This window comes from Streptomyces aurantiogriseus, assembly GCF_014649375.1.
GTDB classification, from domain to species: Bacteria; Actinomycetota; Actinomycetes; order Streptomycetales; family Streptomycetaceae; genus Streptomyces; species Streptomyces aurantiogriseus.
Window position 1 is genome coordinate 167,054 of sequence record NZ_BMSX01000021.1, and the last position, 17,677, is coordinate 184,730.

The following is a 17,677-nucleotide window of genomic DNA, read 5'->3' on the forward strand; positions in this document are numbered from 1 at the left end:
CCCTCGGGCGGGGTCGAAGGGGCTGAGCACCCGGGGACGGGAAGCGTAGGGGCGGCGGGGGGCGAAACCACCGGATCCCGCCCCCTGGGCACAATGACCCCCATGAGCCCCCAGCCCTCCCCGGCCCTCACCATCGGCTTCGACCTCGACATGACCCTCATCGACTCCCGCCCCGGCATCCACGCCGCCTACACGGCACTGGCCGAACGCACGGGCGCGTACATCGACGCCGACCTGGTGATCACACGCCTGGGACCACCCCTGGAGGAGGAGATCGCCAACTGGTTCCCCGCAGAGCAGGTCTCCGCCATGGCCGACGTCTACCGCGAGCTGTACCCCACCCACGCGATCACCCGCACGCTCGCGATGACCGGTGCCCGCGAGGCCGTCGAGGCCGTGCAGGCGGCCGGCGGGCGGGCGATCGTCGTGACCGCCAAGTGGGAGCCCAACGCCAAGCTCCACCTGAAGCACCTCGGCATCGACGCCGACGCGGTCATCGGCAACCTGTGGGCCGAACAGAAGGCGGCGGCCCTGCGCGAGCACGACGCGAGCGTCTACGTCGGCGACCACGTCGGTGACATACGAGGCGCTCGCACGGCCGGCACGCTCGCGGTGTCCGTGGCGACCGGCCCGTGCAGCGCGGAGGAGCTGACCGGCGCCGGCGCGGACGTCGTCCTGCGGGACCTGACGGAGTTCCCGGCCTGGCTCACCGACCACCTCGCGGCAGCCTGAAGCCCTGCCCGGCGCCGGCGCCCACCGTCACCTTCCGGCCGTCCGCGCCTGCCGCCGTCCCGCGGCCACCGACCGCAGCACACCGGCCCCCGCGATGACGAACCCGACACCCATGAGCATGCTCAATCCGAACATGTACGTCGGAAAAGGTGTCGTCCCCAGGAACAGCGGGGCGACCGTGACGAGAGTGGCCACGGCACCGATGAAGAACACGATGGCACCGGCACGGATCAGTCGGTCACCGGGCGCGGCGGAATTCGTTTGGGTTTTGTCACGCACCCGACCAGGGTAGTTCCCAGCGCGAAGGAACAACCGGGCGACGTCTTGTCACCCGCCCGCAGACCATTAGCCTTGGTACCGGCGGGTCATGGTCGACCCGCTGTAGTGCTATCAAGAGCCGTTTTCAGAAGCAGTTTTCCGACGAGTACGAGGACGAGGACAGACGTGCCTACCGGCAAGGTCAAGTGGTTCAACAGCGAGAAGGGCTTCGGCTTTCTCTCCCGCGACGACGGCGGTGACGTCTTCGTCCATTCCTCGGTCCTCCCCGCCGGAGTCGAGACACTGAAGCCGGGTCAGCGCGTGGAGTTCGGCGTCGTGGCCGGACAGCGCGGCGACCAGGCACTCTCCGTAGTCATCCTCGACCCGACCCCCTCGGTCGCGGCGGCCCAGCGCAAGAAGCCGGACGAACTGGCCTCCATCGTGCAGGATCTGACGACCCTCCTCGAGAACATCACCCCGATGCTCGAGAAGGGCCGCTACCCCGACAAGGCCTCCGGCAAGAAGATCGCGGGCCTGCTGCGCGCGGTCGCCGACCAGTTGGACGTCTGAGTCCGTTCGGACGTCCGAGCCCCTACGGGCAGTCGAGCGAGTCCGGACCGAGGGGCGGCACGAGCCCCTCGGCCGCCGCGCGCGTGAGCAGTCCGCGCACGGCCGCGGCACCTTTTTCTGGCGTCCTTGCGCCGCTTCGCGGGCCGCGGACGGCTGTGCCGGACTCCGTCCGGCGGCCTGAGGTTCAGGGGAAGGAAAGGGCTTCGGGGCCCAGCGCCGGCACGAGCCCCTCGGCCGCCGCGCGCGTGAGCAGTCCGCGCACGGCCGCATAGCCGTCCTCGCCCAGGTCCGCCGTGAACTCGTTGACGTACAGGCCGATGTGCTGGTCGGCGACCGCCGGGTCCATCTCCTGGGCGTGCTCCATGACGTACGGGCGGGAGACCTCGGGGTCGTCCCAGGCGGCGCGGACGGATGTGCGGATCGACTCGGCGAGCAGGCGCAGCCTCTCCGGGCCCAGCGACCGCTTCGCGATGATCGCGCCCAGCGGGATCGGCAGGCCGGTCGTGGACTCCCAGTGCTCGCCCATGTCGGCGAGCTTGTGCAGGCCGTAGTTCTGGTACGTGAAGCGCGCCTCGTGGATGACCAGCCCCGCGTCGACCTTCCCGTCCCGCACCGCCGGCATGATCTCGTGGAACGGCATGACCACGATCTCCCCGACCCCGCCGGGGACCATGTCCGCCGCCCAGAGGCGGAAGAGCAGATACGCCGTCGACCTCTCGCTCGGTACGGCGACCGTACGTCCGGTGAGTCCCCCACCGCCGGCCGTGTGGGAGCCACCCCCGTCGCCCGGCTCACGGGTGAGCACCAGGGGCCCGCAGCCCCGGCCCAGCGCGCCCCCGCACGGCAGCAGCGCGTACTCGTCGAGGACGTACGGCAGCACCGCGTACGACACCTTCAGCACGTCGTGCTCGCCGCGCTCCGCCATGCCGTTGGTGACGTCGATGTCCGCGAACGTCACGTCGAGCGCGGGCGCGCCCGGGACGCGGCCGTGGGCGAGGGCGTCGAAGACGAAGGTGTCGTTGGGGCAGGGGGAGTACGCGATCTGCAACTGGTCACCGGTCATGTGGGGTCCAACTCTCCAGGACGGGTGTGAGCTTCCCGAAGGCCGTGGTCAGCGCGGCCAGAGCGGCGCCGATGCGCCAGGCGGCCCGGTCGCGGGGGCCGACGGCGTTCGACACCGCGCGGATCTCCAGCACGGGCGTGCCGTGCGCGGCGGCCGCCTCGGCGACCCCGAAGCCCTCCATGGCCTCGGCGAGGGCGCGCGGGTGGCGCTCGCGCAGGGCGGCGGCGCGGGCCGCGGTGCCGGTGACGGTGGAGACGGTGAGGACCGTGCCGGTGCGGGCTCCGGTGGCGGTCGCGGTCTGCCGTACGAGGGCGGGGGGCGGGCGGTGGGTGATCGCGCCGAAGCCCAGCTCGGTCACCGGCAGGAAGCCGTCGGCGGTCTCCGCGCCCAGGTCGGCGGCGGTGATCTCGTCGGCGACGACGAGGGAGCCCAGGGGGGCGTCGGGGGCGAAGCCGCCGGCGATGCCCGTCGAGACGACCAGGTCGTAGGGGGTGCCGGCGAGCGCGGCGGAGGTCAGTGCGGTGGCGGTGGAGGCGGCGGCGAGGGCGGGGCCCACGCCGGCGGCCAGGAGGTCGTACGTCTGCGGGGTGCGGTGCAGGGTCGCGCCGGGGAGGCGTACCTCGCGGGTCGGCCCGGCGAACGCCTGTGCCACCGCGTCCCTCTCCACGGGAACGGCGGTGGCCACAAGCAGGCGGAGCCCCGCGGCAGCGATCAGTCGTCCTTCTCGAGCTTGAAGGACCACAGGCCGGTGACGGTCTGGCTGTCCTTCTTGCCGTCGCCCGCCTTGATGGAGACGAGGGTGGAGTCGCCCTGGGCGCCGTACTGGGCGTTGAAGAACACGCTGCCGGGGATGGTGCGGTACGTCTTGTCGCTGTCCTCGGTGAGCGGCTGACCGTTCATCAGGATCGTCCAGCGCTTCTTCGCCACGTCGGGGTCGACGCCGAAGCGGACGGTCTCGTCCGGGTCGACGCTGATCGACTTGATGTCCTTCTCCTTGAGGCACTCCGTGAGTTCGGCGGGCTTCAGGGCTGTGCCCTCGCCGCCGCAGGTGGCCTCTTCGCTGACCGAGGACTGGCCGACGGTGATCGTGGACAGGGGCGTCGGCTTGTCACAGGCCGACAGGACGAGCAGTCCGGCGGAAACGGCGCCGGCGGCGGCGACGGCGCGGCGGCGTCGCACTACGCGGTGTACATCAGCGGCTTCGCCGCGGGGCAGCGTGGTCATGGCCGAAGGCTATCGGGCACGTTCTGAGGTCTCTCTACGTGGGGGGCGGCGTGGCTGTGTGTTACGCCACGCGGGCCGGGGCGTGGCCGGTCACGCCGATACCCGGTCACGCCAGGTTCGTGCGCGGGGCGCCGCCGTGCCGGGCGGAGGACAGCAGGCCGCGGACCGTGGTGATCCAGCCGGTCGCCACGACGGCTGCGGCCACCGACAGGCCCACCGTGCCGTTCAGCGGCATCGCGATGCCCACAGCGCCGCCGAACACCCAGGACATCTGCAACAGCGTCTCCGAGCGCGCGAACGCCGACGTCCGCACCAGCTCCGGCACGTTCCGTTGGATCAGCGCGTCCAGGGACAGCTTGGACAGTGCCTGCGAGAAGCCGGCGACCGCCGCCAGGCACGCCACCACGAACGCCCCGAAGAAGACGGCCGCGGTGATCGCCGCGCCGAGGACGACCGCCACCAGCGTCACGATGATCAGCTCCGGCGCCCTGGAGCGCAGCCACGCCCCCACCGCCGTACCGACCGCGTTGCCCAGGCCCGCCGCGACGGCCACCATGCCGAGTGACACCGCCGCGCTCTGGCCGGTCAGCGGGTGCTCGCGCAGCAGGAACGCGAGGAAGAACGTCAGGAAGCCGGACAGCCAGCGCAGGGCGGCGTTCGCGCCCAGGGCGTGGGTGACGGCGATGCCGACCGTCCTGAGGCCGGGGCGCTTCACCGGGCGGCGGTGCGGACCGTGCAGGTGCTGCTCGTCCGCCGCGAGCAGCGCGGTGTCCTCGCCCTTCGCCGAATCGACCTTCGGGGGGAGGGTGAAGGAGAGGACCGTCCCCGCCACGAAGATCACGAAGGCGCCGTAGAGCGGGTAGCGCGGGCCGAGCGCCTGCAGGCCCACCCCCGCGGGTGCGGCGATGCCGGTGGCGAGGAGACCGCCCAGGGTGACGCGGGAGTTGGCCTTCACCAGGGAGAAACCCGGTGGCAGGAGGCGCGGGACGACGGCGCTTCTGACCACCCCGTACGCCTTCGACGCGACGAGGACGCCGAGCGCCGCCGGGTACATCTCGATGCTGCCGGTGACGACCGCGCCGGAGAGGACGAGGGCGAGCAGGGCGCGGGCGAGCATCGCGCCCGCCATGGCGGCCCGGCGGCCGTGCGGCAGGCGGTCCAGCAGCGGACCGATCACGGGGGCGAGAACGGTGAAGGGCGCCATGGTGATCGCGAGATACAGCGCCACCCGGCCGCGGGCCTCGTCGGTCGGCACGGAGAAGAAGACGGTGGAGGCGAGGGCGATGGTGATCATGACATCGCCGGCGCCGTTCACCCCGTGCAGCTCGATCAGCTTGCCCAGGCCGGACTCGCCGGCGCCGTGCGCGTGGGTGGCCTTGCGGATGCCTCGGGCGGTGCCTGTGAACGGGAGGTGCAGGGCACGGCCGATCGCGCGGACGGACCCTCGCTTCCGGCCCGAACCGCTCACCCGGCTCCTCCCCTTGTACCCCTTCGCCCCACCGGTCCCGGTGGCGCCCTGGGGTGTCCTCGCGGTTGCCACCCCGTCATAGTGCCCCGAGAAAGCTGTGCGTAGTGCGGTTACCGCGCGTACGACCGTGTGCTGTCCGGCTCGCTGTCCGGCGGACGGCCACGGGCGGGCCGGGGAATCATGGCGCCGGGCGCCGCAGAAACACCGTCGGTGTGGGCTGGGAGCTCGCGAACAGGTAGCGTGCGTATCTCAGCCATCCCTCACAATGGATGGCACAGGTGCGCCCGAGCGCGATCGGCGCGGACGTCGACGCGGTCCCCAGGTCCGCTCCGTCCGCTCCACCGCCGGAGGCAACCGCACCCCTGGAGACGGCGTAGGAGAGAAGCGATACCTGTGAGCGCAGCGATCACGCGAAGCCGCACCCCCGACCGCCTGTGCGCCGAGGCCGTCGACCTCGCCCGCACCGCGGCAGAGGAGGCCGCCGCGCCCGGCGTGGTCGGGGAGCACGCCGGCGTGCTGTCCGAGGGCGACCGCGTGGTGACGCACTTCTTCGAGTGCCGCGAGCTCGGCTACCGGGGCTGGCGCTGGGCGGTGACGGTCGCGCGCGCTTCGCGGGCGAAGGTCGTGACCCTGGACGAGGTGGTCCTGCTGCCCGGCCCGGACGCGGTCCTGGCACCCGAGTGGGTCCCGTGGAGCGAACGCCTCCGCCCCGGCGACATGGGCCCGGGCGACCTGCTCCCCACCGACGCCGAGGACCTCCGCCTGGAGCCGGGCTACACCGGCGAGGAGGCCCCGGCGCCGAACTCGGCCGTCTCCGAGGAGATGGCGGAGCTGGCGGAGGCGGAGGACGCGGAGGTGACGGCGGGCCCGCCGGCGAAGCTCCCGACGACCCCGGCGCGCGGCTCGATCGCCGCGGTCGCGGAGGAACTCGGCATGCGCCGGGCCCGGGTCCTCTCCCGCTACGGCCTCCACACCGCCGCCGACCGCTGGGAGGAGGCCTACGGCTCCAAGACCCCCATGGCCCAGGCAGCCCCCGCCTCCTGCGTCACCTGCGGCTTCCTCACCCCCATCGGCGGCTCCCTCGGCCAGGCCTTCGGCGTCTGCGCGAACGAGTTCTCGCCGGCCGACGGTCGCGTCGTCTCCCTGGCGTACGGCTGCGGCGGCCACTCCGAGGCCGCGGTCATGCCCAAGCCGCCCCGTCCGGCCCCGCCGGTGATCGACGAGACGAGGGTGGACCCCTTCCCGCTGCGACCGGCGGCGGATTCGGGTTCGGTGCCGGTGGTGACGGACGAGGACGCGGCGGAACTGGGGCACTCGTAACCGGCGCCGCCTCGGGATCGGCCTGACATCGCGCCCCCGCTCACCTGTCACCTACTGTTACGCAATCGTGACAGGTAGTGCCAGGGGCGGCCCGGCCTCCGGGCAGCTCCTGGACCACACCGGGTGGATCGACGTCCAGCGCGGCCTGCTCGAATCAAGTGCGGCGAGAGTGGTCGGCCGAGGTCCTCCGGACTTCGGCCGGTGCCTTCGAGTGGTGCCGCCGAACCTTGGGGTGCGGGGAGGTAGTTCCCCGCCGGGGTTGGGGGCGGAGCCCCCGGGTGCCTCGTTGACCGGCTGAGTCGGCTGAGTCGGGTGGGCGAGTGGGCGGGACCTGGGGTGCTGGGGGCGGAGTCCTCGCCGGGGTTGGGGGCGGAGCCTCGGGTGTGGTGGTCGTTCGACCGGCTGGGCTGGGCGAGTCCTGGGGTGCTGGGGGCGGAGTCCCCGCCGGGGTTGGGGGCGGAGCCCCGGGTGTGGTGGCGCCGTTCAACCGGCCGGGTTGGGCGAGTCCTGGGGTGCTGGGGGCGGAGTCCCCGTCGGGGTCCGGGGCGGAGCCCCGGGGTGGGTGCGCTTGCAACCGGCCGAGTCGGGCGGGTGGGTGGGCAAGGGATTCGCGGCCCGCAGAGCGCGGTACCTTCGAGCTCACGCCGATGAGGAGAGTGAACCGACGTGAGCAAGTTCGTGCGGCCGGCAGCTGAGGGTGCGGACCCCTTCGGTACGGCACGCCTGCGCCGCGGGGTACTGGACGCGTGGGCCACGAGTCCCGCCCGTTTCCGGGAGGACGCCAACGCCGAGGAGGACCTCGTCCTCGGGGGATACCGGGACCGGCTGGTCGTCGAGCTCGCGCAGAACGCCGCCGATGCCGCGGCGCGGGCCGGTGTGCCCGGCCGGCTTCGACTGACCCTGCGGGGGCAGGTCCTCGTCGCCGCCAACACCGGCGCCCCCCTGGACGCCGCCGGTGTCGAGTCGCTCGCCACGCTCCGCGCCTCCGCGAAGCGGGACACGCAGCAGGTGTCGGTCGGCCGCTTCGGCGTCGGCTTCGCGGCCGTCCTCGCCGTCACCGACGAGCCCGCCGTCGTCGGCCGGCACGGCGGCGTCCGCTGGTCCCTGGCGGAGGCCCGCGTGCTGGCCTCCGAGACCGCCCGTCACAGTCCCGGCCTCGGGGACGAGCTCCGGCGCCGGGACGGACATGTGCCGCTCCTCCGGCTCCCCTTCGCCGCCGAGGGCACCGCCCCCGACCCGTACGACACCGCCGTCATCCTGCCCCTGCGGGACGCTGCCGCCGCCGACCTCGCCGAGCGGCTCCTCACCGCCGTCGACGACGCCCTCCTCCTCGCCCTCCCCGGCCTCGAGGAGGTCGTCGTCGAGATCGGGGACGCCGCCCCCCGCACCCTGCGCCGGCACACCGACGGCGCCCTCACCGTCGTAGAGGACTCGCGTGACGGGACGACCCGCTGGCGGATCGCCGCCGGGCACGGGCCCCTCACCCCCGACCTGCTTGCCGACCGCCCGGTCGAGGAGCGGCTGCGGCCCCACTGGTCCGTCACCTGGGCCGTACCCGTGGACGGGGACGGCGCGCCCGTCCGCCCCCGCACCACCCCCGTCGTGCACGCCCCCACCCCCAGCGACGAGCCTCTCGGCGTCCCCGCCCTGCTCATCGCCTCCTTCCCCCTCGACACCACCCGGCGTCACGCCGCGCCCGGTCCGCTCACCGACTTCCTCGTGCAGCGCGCGGCGGACGCGTACGCCGACCTGCTCGCCGGCTGGCGGCCGGTGACCGCCGGGATCATCGACCTCGTGCCGGGCCCGCTGGGCAAGGGTGAGCTGGACGGGGCGCTGCGGCAGGCGATCCTCGAGCGGTTGCCGCGTACCGCGTTCCTGCCGCCCGCCGTCCACCCCGTCGACGGCGACAGCGAGCTCCCGGAGGCCCTCCGCCCCCGCGACGCCGAGATCGTCGAGGGCGCCGGCGCCGACACCGTACGGGTGCTCGCCGAGGTGCTGCAGACCCTGCTGCCCGCCGGGCTCGAACGGCGTGTCGAGCTGCGTACCCTCGCCGTGGCCCGGATTCCGCTCGCCGACGCGATCGACCGGCTGGCGGGGCTGGAGAAGGACCCGGAGTGGTGGTACCGGCTGTACGACAGCCTCGCCGGCGTCGATCCGGACCGGCTGTCCGGACTGCCCGTGCCCCTCGCCGACGGGCGGACCACCATCGGGCCCCGGCAGGTACTGCTCCCCACTCCGGACGCGGCCCGCCTCGACGCCGACATCCTTGCTCGCCTCGGCCTCAAGGTCGCCCACCCGGACGCCGCGCACCCCCTCCTGGAGAAGCTGGGCGCCCTGCCCGCCACACCCCGCGCCGTGCTGACCACCCCGCAGGTGCGGGCCGCCGTCGCCGCTTCCCTGGACGACGACGGCGCGGCCTGGGACGAGGACGCCCCGGACGCCGAGGAACTCGCCGACACCGTCCTCGCCCTCGTCCGTGACGCGGGCCTCGAGCCCGGCGACGAGCCCTGGCTCGGCGCCCTCGCCCTGCCCGACGAGGAGGGGGAACTCGTCCCCGCCGGTGAACTCGTCCTCCCCGGCAGCCCATTCGCCCAGGTCATCCGCCAGGACGAACTCGCGTCCGTGGACGCGGAGTTGGCGGACAAGTGGGGTGAGCAGCCGCTGGCCGCCTGTGGCGTACTCGCCGACTTCGCACTCGTCCGCGCCACGGACGTGGTCCTCGACCCGGACGAACTGGAGCCCCGCGAAGGCGACTTCGCCGAGCCCGACGACGCGGGTCTGCTCGACGCCGTGGACGTCTGGTGCGAGGACATCCTCGACCGCTTCCCGGACAGCCCGGTGCCTCCGGTGGCCACCGAGCTGGTCGCCGTCCGGGACCTGGACCTCGTCGACGACGACAAGTGGCCCCAGGCCCTCGCCCTGCTCGCCCAGCCCCCGCTGCGCGACGCGCTCACCCAGCCGGTCCGCATCCTCCTGCCCGACGGCACCCACGAGGTCGTACGCCCGTACACGGCCTGGTGGCTGCGCGGCCACCCGGTCCTCGACGGCCGCCGCCCGGCGGGCCTCCTCGCCGCCGGCGGGGACCCGCTCCTGCGCGGCCTGTACGACGAGGCCGACGCCACTGGCTTCGACGACGAGCAGGTCCTGCGGGCGCTGGGCGTCCGCACGTCGGTGTCGGCGCTGTTGGACGAGCCGGGCGGCGCGGCAGAACTCCTGGACCGCCTCGCCGACCCGGACCGCCCCGTCACCGCAGCCCAACTGCACGGCTTGTACGGCGCGTTGGCCGAGCTGGACCCCGAGCAGGTGACCCTGCCGGACGAGCTGCGGGCCGTCGTCGACGGCCGGGTGGAGGTCGTGGACGCGGCCGACGCCGTCGTCGTCGACTCCCCCGACCTGCTCCCCTTCACGGAGGGCGTCCCACTCCTTCCCGTACGGCCGTCGCGGGCCGCCGAGTTGGCCGAACTGTTCCAGGTCCGGCGCCTCAGCGAGTCCGTCACCGGCGAGGTCGACTCCGAGGGCACCGAGCACGACGTACCGGAGTCGGTACGGGTCCTGCTCGGCCCGCGCACCCCGGACACGTACGTCGAGCACGAGGAGCTCGTCGTGGACGGCGTGGAGATCGACTGGCGCCTGACGAACGACGGCGTCCTGCACGCCTCCACCCTGGAGGGCGTCGCCGCCGGTCTGGCGTGGGCGGCGGGCCAGTGGCCGCGGCGCTTCGAGGTCGCGGCCCTGCTGGAGGATCCGTCGCGGACGGGGGAGTTGGCGCGGGACCGCTGGTTCGACTGACGGCCCTCGGGTTCGCCTGACAGCCCTTCACGCCGACCGACGTGACGGTTCTTCAGTCGGCCGACGTGACGGTCCTTCACGTCGGCCGACGGCCGTTCACGCGTCCCCCACAATTTCTTCCTCGAACATGCAACCGTCGAGCGGGAATGCGAGTCTCACACGGCGTACCGGCAGTCACAGCCGGTCCGCCGAGCACTCGGGCCCCGCAGGGACGGACGTACACGCCCCGTGGGCCTCGCCAACTGGGGGAACACACAGAGATGCGTACCCGCTCCGCTGCCGCAGCCGTCTCCTTCGGCGCCCTGGCCCTGGCCGGCCCGGCCGTTCCCGCCGCGCAGGCCACCGAGATCACTCCGGCCTCGGCGGACGGCTGCTTCCGCCACACCTTCCCGGCACCTCGACGACGGCCGTGGTCACGGCGGTGAGCGACTACGCCGACGTCAGGTAGTAGACGCCGTACAACCATTTCCGGCCATCAGCGATCTGATCATGTGAGCCGACAGGCTCGCGTCCACTCGGGCTCACTGGAGGCATTCGCCCGGCGAGCCCCTTCTTCACTTGGGACATGCATGCGCATTCGTGCCACCGTGGCCGCCGTCACCGGCGCCCTGGCCCTCTCCGCCCTTGCCGTGCCGGCCGCGCAGGCCACCGACAGCACGCCGAGCAAGGCCGACTCCTTCAAGGCCGCCCAGGCCGCGCACCAGGCCGCCTCCGGCAAGACCGCGTTCACCGGCGTGGGTGCGGCCGACACCGGCACCCCCTACGCGCTGAACGCCAAGTTCTCCGGCGTGAAGGTCAACAACGGCAAGCCGATCGTCGTCGGCACCACCAAGGTCTCCGTCCCGGTGACCTTCACGGTCACGCACGCCGCGGACGTCGACCTCAACGCGGACGACATCGAGCTGGACGTCGTCATCTACCGCGGCACCGTCGCCGACCCGGCCAACGTCCTCCTCGGCGACGACTGGCCGGCCTGCACCAACGCCTCGGCGACCGTGTCCAACTGCAAGGGCACTGTCGACATCTACCCGACCGAGGAGCTGAGCAACGCCGACGCCACCACCTTCAAGGCGTTCGGCTACGTCATCGACTGGAACGACGTCGACCCCTTCGCCGAGGACATCGACTGGACCAAGGTCGGCTACGCCGAGCAGGACGCCCTGGCCACCACCAAGCTCGTGCGCCAGTCGAAGCTGACGGTCAACGCGTCCCCGGAGCCGGTGGCGAAGGGCAAGACCATCACCGTCACGGGCAGGCTGACCCGCGCCAACTGGGACACCAACACGTACACCGGTTACTCCGGCGTGTACGCGCAGCTGCAGTTCCGCAAGAAGGGCTCCACCACCTACTCCACGGTGAAGAGCGTCAAGACCACCTCGACCGGCGGTCTGAGCACCACCGTCAAGGCGTCGGTGGACGGCTACTACCGCTACACCTTCGTGGGCACCACGACCGCCTCGGCGGTCAGCGCCGCGGGTGACTTCGTCGACGTGCGCTGACGTCACTGATCGACAGGTCAAGGCCCGGCCCCGCATCCGGCGGGGAGCGGGCCTTTTCCCTTGGCCATCCGGACGTATGGCCTCCGCCAAATCTCCGGGTTGGTGTGCAACTCTCCTCATCCGTCACCGATCTCATCCCGTGAGTCAACAGACTCCGAGATCACTTCTCTCCATCTGGGGAACACACATGCGCATTCGCGCCACCGTGGTCGCCGTCACCGGCGCCCTCGCCCTCTCCGCCTTCGCCGTGCCGGCCGCGCAGGCCGCCCCGACGGCGGGGCCCGCCGTCACCTTCTCCAACATGAAGGTGAACAAGGGCAAGAACATCGTCGTCGGCGCCACCGGCAAGGTCGCCGTGCCGGTCACGTACACCCTGACGAAGCCCGCCGATCTGAGCGCCTCCTCCTTCGAGAGCGGTCCGCTCGTCTACCGCGGTACCACGCTCGGCAGCTCGACCAACCCGATGATCATCAGCGACGCACCGGGGAAGTGCACCGCCGCCTCGACGACCGTCCTGAACTGCTCGGCGACCATCTACGTCAGCGCGGAGTACGGCGACGTGGCGAACAGCGAAGCCGGCGCCTGGAAGGTGGGCGGTCTCGCCATCGCCAACGACGCGCAGTCCGAGGCGGACGCCAAGTGGCAGGGCGGCCTCGGCACGACGAAGGTCCTGCGCCAGTCGAAGCTGACGGTCAACGCGTCCCCGGAGCCGGTGAAGAAGGGCAGGACCATCACCGTCACGGGCAAGCTGACCCGCGCGAACTGGGACACCAACACGTACGGCGGTTACTCCGGCGTGTACGCGCAGCTGCAGTTCCGCAAGAAGGGCTCCACCACCTACTCCACGGTGAAGAGCGTCAAGACCACCTCGACCGGCGGTCTGAGCACCACCGTCAAGGCGTCGGTGGACGGCTACTACCGCTACACCTTCGTGGGCACCGCCACGACCGCGCCGGTCAGCGCGGCGGGCGACTACATCGACGTGCAGTAGCCGGTCGTAGACAGGTAAGTGCCGTCAGGCAGGGAAGCGGCGGTCGACCCATTTCCACAGGAACTCCAGGACGGCCGCCGCCGCCACCCCGATGCCCACCGCGATCCACGGCATCGTCACGCCGACCAGCTTCAGCGCGAAGAAGTCCTGCAGCCACGGCACCGCCAGCACCAGCAGGAAGCCCGCGCCCATCGTGGCCACCAGCGCGATCCGCCACCAGGTGTACGGGCGGGCGACGATCGCCAGCACCCACATCGAGATCAGGAACAGCGTGAGCGTCGCGGCGCTCGTCTCGGCGTCCAGCGCACCCTCGCCCGTGTAGTGGTGGCGGGCGATCAGGTACGTCACGAAGGTCGCGAGACCGGCCAGCACCCCGCCCGGGATCGAGTAGCGCATCACCCGTCGTACGAAGTGCGGTCGGGCCCGTTCCTTGTTGGGGGCGAGAGCGAGGAAGAAGGCCGGGACGCCGATGGTGAGGGTGGAGAGCAGGGTGATGTGGCGGGGGAGGAAGGGGTACTCCACCTGCCAGCACACCACCAGCAGCGCCAGCAGCACCGAGTAGACCGTCTTCACCAGGAACAGCGTCGCGACCCGGGTGATGTTGCCGATGACCCGCCGGCCCTCCGCCACCACCGAGGGCAGGGTGGCGAAGCTGTTGTTCAGCAGCACGATCTGGGCGACCGCCCGGGTCGCCTCCGAGCCGGACCCCATCGCCACGCCGATGTCCGCGTCCTTCAGCGCGAGGACGTCGTTGACGCCGTCGCCGGTCATCGCGACCGTGTGCCCGCGGGACTGGAGGGCGCCGACCATGTCCCGCTTCTGCTGCGGGGTGACCCGGCCGAACACCGTGGCCTCGTCGAGGGCCCGGCCCATCCCGTCCCGCTCGGCGGGCAGCCGGCGCGCGTCGACCGTACGGGCGTCGAGGCCCAGCTTGGCGGCGACGGCGCCCACCGACACCGCGTTGTCGCCGGAGATGACCTTGGCGTGGACGTCCTGCTCGGCGAAGTAGCGCAGGGTGTCGGAGGCGTCGGGGCGCAGCCGCTGCTCCAGGACGACGAGGGCGGTGGCGCCGGCGCCGCGGGCCACCTCGGGGTCGTCGAGGTCACGGACGGCGCGGGCGAGGAGCAGGACGCGCAGGCCCTGCTCGTTGAGCCGCTCGGTCTCGGCGAGGGCGGGGTCCTCGGCGGGCAGCAGGACGTCGGGGGCGCCGAGCAGCCAGGTGCTGGTCTCGCCGTTGCCCTCGCTGAAGGTGGCGCCGCTGTACTTGCGGGCGGAGGAGAAGGGGAGCGACTCGGTGCAGCGCCAGCTGTCGGTGTCCGGGTAGGCGTCGATGATCGCCTGGAGGGAGGCGTTGGGGCGCGGGTCGGACTCGCCGAGCGCGCCGAGGACCTGGCGTATGTACGTGGGGTCGCCGCCGTTGAGGCTTCTGACCTCGGTGACGTCCATGCCGCCCTCGGTGAGGGTGCCGGTCTTGTCCAGGCAGACGGTGTCGACGCGGGCGAGGCCCTCGATGGCCGGGAGTTCCTGGACGAGGCACTGCTGCCGGCCGAGGCGGATCACGCCGATCGCGAAGGCGACGGAGGTGAGGAGGACGAGGCCCTCCGGGACCATGGGGACGATGCCGCCGACGGTGCGGGCGATCGAGTCCTTGAGCTCGTTCTCCTTGACGAAGAGCTGGGTGACGACCAGGCCGATCGCGGCCGGGACCAGCATCCACGTCACGTACTTCAGGATCGTGGAGATGCCGGAGCGCAGCTCGGAGTGGACGAGGGTGAAGCGGGAGGCCTCCTCGGCGAGCTGGGCGGCGTAGGCCTCGCGGCCGACCTTGGTGGCCCGGAAGGCGCCGCCGCCGGCGACGACGAAGCTGCCCGACATGACCTCGTCGCCGGGGTGCTTGACGACGGGGTCCGCCTCGCCGGTGAGCAGCGACTCGTCGACCTCCAGCCCGTCGGCCTCGACGCAGACCCCGTCGACGACGATCTTGTCGCCCGGGCCGATCTCCACGAGGTCGTCCAGGACGAGCTCGGACGTACCGACCTGGACGGCGACGCCCTCGCGGCGGACCGTCGGCCGGGCCTCGCCGATCACCGCCAGGGAGTCGAGGGTCTTCTTCGCCCGCCACTCCTGGATGATGCCGATGCCGGTGTTCGCGAGGATCACGAACCCGAAGAGGCTGTCCTGGATCGGCGCGACGGCCAGCATGATCAGCCAGAGCACGCCGATGATCGCGTTGAACCGGGTGAAGACGTTCGCCCGGACGATCTCGCCGACGGTCCGGCTGCTGCGGACGGGGACGTCGTTGACCTGCCCGCGCGCGACACGCTCCGCGACCTCGCCGGCGGTGAGCCCGGTCGCCGTGGGAGCCGGGGCGGGGGCGGCGGCGTCGGTATGGGTCATGGAATCGACGGTACGTGCGGATTGGGGCGTTCACCCGCCGGAAGTCCGGAAGATCCGACCTGGGGAGGAGGGCCGTAGTGCGGTGGTACTACGCGCCGTCCACTCGACCCGGCTCGGTCCGGCTCGGTTGCGACGGCTCGGCCGGCGCGGCCGACTCAGCCGGCTCGGTGGACTCAGCCGGCTCGGATCTCGCGGCCCGCTTGATCGCCTCGTCTCTCCTGCGGACGATCCAGATGCCGAGAAGGCCGAGTCCGCCGCCCGCCAGGCAGGTCCACAGCCACCACAGGTGGCCGTGGTCGTCGAACCAGCCGTAGAAGGGGAGCTGGACGACGAAGAGGGCGAACCAGAGGATCGTGCCGCCGGTGACGGTGGCGACCACGGGGCCTTCCAGGGGCTCCGGCGCCTCGTGTTTGGGGGATCCCGTGAAGAAGGGGGCCATGGCCACAGCTTACGAGGCGGGTGCGAGAGGCCACGCGGCCCCGGGGTCTACGCGCGGAGATGGCGTTCCGGAACTCATATGTTCATACTGAAACCGTTTGTGTCTGACCACTAATGTTCGTAGGAAGCGCCAAAGCGGCTGGGGGAAGTCCGCTGGTGAATGAGGTTCTGCATGTCCACCTCGGCCCCCGCCAAGGTCCCCGCGCCCGAAGAGCCGGGCGGCTCTCCCGCGTACGGCGCTCTCGACCGCTACTTCAGGATCTCCGAACGGGGAAGCACCCTCGCCCGTGAGGTCCGCGGCGGTTTCGCCACCTTCTTCGCGATGGCCTACATCATCGTGCTGAACCCGATCATCCTCGGCAGCGCGAAGGACATGTACGGGCATCAGCTCGACAACGGCCAGCTGGTCACCGCCACCTGTGTCACCGCCGCGTTCACGACGCTGCTGATGGGCGTCGTCGGCAACGTGCCGATCGCGCTCGCCGCCGGCCTCGGCGTGAACTCCGTCGTCGCGCTCCAGCTCGCGCCCCGCATGTCCTGGGCCGACGCGATGGGCATGGTCGTCCTCGCCGGACTCGTGGTCATGCTCCTGGTCGCCACCGGTCTGCGCGAGCGGGTCATGAACGCCGTTCCCTTCGGGCTGCGCAAGGCGATCAGCATCGGCATCGGCCTGTTCATCATGCTGATCGGGCTCGTGGACTCCGGGTTCGTCACCCGCATCCCGGACCTTGCCCACACCACCGTCCCGCTCCAGCTCGGCGGCGACGGTCACCTCAACGGCTGGCCGGTTCTGGTCTTCATCCTCGGCGCGCTGCTCACCCTCGCGCTGATCGTCCGCAAGGTCCCCGGCGCGATCCTGATCTCGATCGTCGCCATGACCGTCCTGGCAGTGATCATCAACGCTGTCGCGAAGGTGCCGACCTGGGGGCTCACCACGCCCGAGTGGCCCGGCAACCCCGTCGCCACCCCCGACTTCGGCCTCCTCGGCGAGGTGAGCCTTTTCGGCGGCTTCGGCAAGGTCGGCGTGCTGACCGGCGTCCTCTTCGTCTTCACGGTCCTGCTGTCGTGCTTCTTCGACGCGATGGGCACGATCATGGGCGTCAGTGACGAGGCCAAGCTGACCGACGCCCAGGGCCAGATGCCCGGCATCAACAAGGTCCTCTTCGTCGACGGCATCGCCGTCGCCGCCGGTGGCGCCAGCTCCTCCTCCGCCACCACCGCCTTCGTGGAGTCCACGGCCGGTGTCGGCGAGGGCGCCCGCACCGGCTTCGCGAACCTCGTCACCGGTGGCCTCTTCACCGTCGCTCTCTTCCTGACCCCCGTCGCCACGATGGTCCCGTCCCAGGCGGCCACCCCCGCCCTGCTCGCGGTCGGCTTCCTGATCCTGGCGAACTCGGTCAAGGAGATCGACTGGGCCGACTACACCATCGCCATCCCGGCCTTCATCACGATGGTGATGATGCCGTTCACCTACTCGATCACCAACGGCATCGGCATGGGCTTCATCACCTTCGCGGTGCTGCGCCTGGCGGCCGGGCGGGGCCGGGAGGTGCCGGTGCCGATGTACGTCGTGGCCGCCGTGTTCGGCTTCTACTACCTCATGCCGGCCCTCGGCCTGACCTGATCCCCCCTCTCGGGCTCACCCGAACCGCGTGCCGCGGCTCAGGTGAGCCCGTAGAACTTCTCCGTCTCCTCGACGGCGGTCTGGAACCGCTCGTCGAAGTCATCGCGAACGAGCGTCCGGACGACGTAGTCCTGGACGCTCATTCCCCTTTTCGCGGCATGCTGCCGGAGTCGTTCGAGCAGCTCGTGGTCTATGCGCAGGCTGAGCACGGTGGTCCCCATACGTACGAGGGTCGCGGCACAGTTCGGGGTGTTGGATGACGTTCCGCGCTCTTATCACCCGTATGAGTGACATGGGGCGTCAG

At 71.7% G+C, this 17,677-nt stretch carries 16 protein-coding genes and 1 pseudogene; 8 read left to right on the forward strand and 9 right to left on the reverse strand.

The annotated features are described in order from the left end of the window. Positions 1-102: 102 nt before the first annotated feature. Positions 103-732, forward strand: coding sequence for an HAD family hydrolase (locus IE263_RS35980; protein ID WP_189942252.1), 630 nt, complete (start codon positions 103-105; stop codon positions 730-732). Between the two features lie 27 nt (positions 733-759). On the opposite strand, the gene IE263_RS35985 is transcribed toward IE263_RS35980, so the two are convergent. Continuing rightward, positions 760-1,011, reverse strand: coding sequence for a hypothetical protein (locus tag IE263_RS35985; RefSeq protein WP_189942253.1), 252 nt, complete (start codon positions 1,009-1,011; stop codon positions 760-762). A gap of 165 nt (positions 1,012-1,176) precedes the next feature. Here IE263_RS35985 and IE263_RS49810 point away from each other — a divergent pair, with 165 nt between their 5' ends. After that, positions 1,177-1,560 (forward strand): cold-shock protein, encoded by a 384-nt coding sequence (locus IE263_RS49810; RefSeq protein ID WP_189942254.1) that lies wholly within the window; start codon positions 1,177-1,179, stop codon positions 1,558-1,560. Positions 1,561-1,582: 22 nt separating this feature from the next. Here IE263_RS49810 and IE263_RS50365 read toward each other — a convergent pair. The 5 genes and pseudogenes from IE263_RS50365 to IE263_RS36010 form a co-directional block, all read right to left on the reverse strand. After that, a pseudogene (locus IE263_RS50365) lies at positions 1,583-1,678 on the reverse strand (1,4-dihydroxy-6-naphthoate synthase); the annotation flags it as partial. Positions 1,679-1,744: 66 nt separating this feature from the next. Further along, positions 1,745-2,623, reverse strand: coding sequence for a 1,4-dihydroxy-6-naphtoate synthase (locus tag IE263_RS35995; protein WP_189942255.1), 879 nt, complete (start codon positions 2,621-2,623; stop codon positions 1,745-1,747). Next, the gene (locus IE263_RS36000) at positions 2,613-3,308 is read right to left on the reverse strand and encodes a futalosine hydrolase (protein WP_189942256.1); all 696 of its coding nucleotides are present in this window, start codon (positions 3,306-3,308) and stop codon (positions 2,613-2,615) included. The genes IE263_RS35995 and IE263_RS36000 overlap by 11 nt, the downstream gene beginning before the upstream one ends. Positions 3,309-3,334: 26 nt before the next feature. Then, on the reverse strand, positions 3,335-3,847 hold the full coding sequence (locus tag IE263_RS36005) for a DUF2771 domain-containing protein (RefSeq protein ID WP_229911350.1): 513 nt from the start codon (positions 3,845-3,847) through the stop codon (positions 3,335-3,337). A 106-nt stretch (positions 3,848-3,953) separates the two neighbouring features. Further along, a complete protein-coding gene (locus tag IE263_RS36010; RefSeq protein WP_189942257.1) occupies positions 3,954-5,387 on the reverse strand; it encodes an MFS transporter in 1,434 nt (477 codons plus the stop codon). Positions 5,388-5,708: 321 nt separating this feature from the next. Here IE263_RS36010 and IE263_RS36015 point away from each other — a divergent pair, with 321 nt between their 5' ends. The 5 genes from IE263_RS36015 to IE263_RS36035 all read left to right on the forward strand — a co-directional run bounded on the left by IE263_RS36015 (position 5,709) and on the right by IE263_RS36035 (position 12,914). Then, positions 5,709-6,635: a DUF3027 domain-containing protein gene (locus IE263_RS36015; RefSeq protein ID WP_189942258.1), complete on the forward strand. Its 927-nt coding sequence runs from the start codon at positions 5,709-5,711 to the stop codon at positions 6,633-6,635. 666 nt (positions 6,636-7,301) lie between these two features. Continuing rightward, positions 7,302-10,424, forward strand: coding sequence for a sacsin N-terminal ATP-binding-like domain-containing protein (locus IE263_RS36020; protein ID WP_189942259.1), 3,123 nt, complete (start codon positions 7,302-7,304; stop codon positions 10,422-10,424). Between the two features lie 260 nt (positions 10,425-10,684). Continuing rightward, positions 10,685-10,849, forward strand: coding sequence for a hypothetical protein (locus IE263_RS36025; RefSeq protein WP_189942260.1), 165 nt, complete (start codon positions 10,685-10,687; stop codon positions 10,847-10,849). 144 nt (positions 10,850-10,993) lie between these two features. Beyond that, positions 10,994-11,923 (forward strand): hypothetical protein, encoded by a 930-nt coding sequence (locus IE263_RS36030; protein WP_189942261.1) that lies wholly within the window; start codon positions 10,994-10,996, stop codon positions 11,921-11,923. Between the two features lie 187 nt (positions 11,924-12,110). Beyond that, entirely contained in the window at positions 12,111-12,914 is an 804-nt protein-coding gene (locus IE263_RS36035) for a hypothetical protein (protein WP_189942262.1), read from the forward strand. Positions 12,915-12,938: 24 nt separating this feature from the next. Here the strand turns inward: IE263_RS36035 and IE263_RS36040 are convergent, their stop codons facing one another. Both IE263_RS36040 and IE263_RS36045 read right to left on the reverse strand, forming a co-directional pair. Further along, positions 12,939-15,311 carry an HAD-IC family P-type ATPase gene (locus IE263_RS36040; protein WP_189942263.1) on the reverse strand — a complete coding sequence of 791 codons (2,373 nt, stop codon included), beginning with the start codon at positions 15,309-15,311 and terminating at the stop codon, positions 12,939-12,941. Positions 15,312-15,399: 88 nt separating this feature from the next. Continuing rightward, positions 15,400-15,750, reverse strand: coding sequence for a DUF2530 domain-containing protein (locus tag IE263_RS36045; protein ID WP_189942264.1), 351 nt, complete (start codon positions 15,748-15,750; stop codon positions 15,400-15,402). 171 nt (positions 15,751-15,921) lie between these two features. Here IE263_RS36045 and IE263_RS36050 point away from each other — a divergent pair, with 171 nt between their 5' ends. Then, positions 15,922-17,373 (forward strand): NCS2 family permease, encoded by a 1,452-nt coding sequence (locus tag IE263_RS36050; RefSeq protein ID WP_189942265.1) that lies wholly within the window; start codon positions 15,922-15,924, stop codon positions 17,371-17,373. 38 nt (positions 17,374-17,411) lie between these two features. Here the strand turns inward: IE263_RS36050 and IE263_RS36055 are convergent, their stop codons facing one another. Further along, entirely contained in the window at positions 17,412-17,594 is a 183-nt protein-coding gene (locus tag IE263_RS36055) for a ribbon-helix-helix protein, CopG family (protein WP_189942266.1), read from the reverse strand. Between the last annotated feature and the right edge of the window lie 83 nt (positions 17,595-17,677).

Coding starts and splice junctions, on each gene's coding strand:
- IE263_RS35980 (WP_189942252.1), top strand. CDS start 103: ATGAGCCCCCAGCCCTCCCCGGCCCTCACCATCGGCTTCGACCTCGAC.
- IE263_RS35995 (WP_189942255.1), bottom strand. CDS start 2,623: ATGACCGGTGACCAGTTGCAGATCGCGTACTCCCCCTGCCCCAACGAC.
- IE263_RS36005 (WP_229911350.1), bottom strand. CDS start 3,847: ATGACCACGCTGCCCCGCGGCGAAGCCGCTGATGTACACCGCGTAGTG.
- IE263_RS36025 (WP_189942260.1), top strand. CDS start 10,685: ATGCGTACCCGCTCCGCTGCCGCAGCCGTCTCCTTCGGCGCCCTGGCC.
- IE263_RS36030 (WP_189942261.1), top strand. CDS start 10,994: ATGCGCATTCGTGCCACCGTGGCCGCCGTCACCGGCGCCCTGGCCCTC.
- IE263_RS36035 (WP_189942262.1), top strand. CDS start 12,111: ATGCGCATTCGCGCCACCGTGGTCGCCGTCACCGGCGCCCTCGCCCTC.
- IE263_RS36040 (WP_189942263.1), bottom strand. CDS start 15,311: ATGACCCATACCGACGCCGCCGCCCCCGCCCCGGCTCCCACGGCGACC.
- IE263_RS36045 (WP_189942264.1), bottom strand. CDS start 15,750: ATGGCCCCCTTCTTCACGGGATCCCCCAAACACGAGGCGCCGGAGCCC.
- IE263_RS36050 (WP_189942265.1), top strand. CDS start 15,922: ATGTCCACCTCGGCCCCCGCCAAGGTCCCCGCGCCCGAAGAGCCGGGC.
- IE263_RS36055 (WP_189942266.1), bottom strand. CDS start 17,594: ATGGGGACCACCGTGCTCAGCCTGCGCATAGACCACGAGCTGCTCGAA.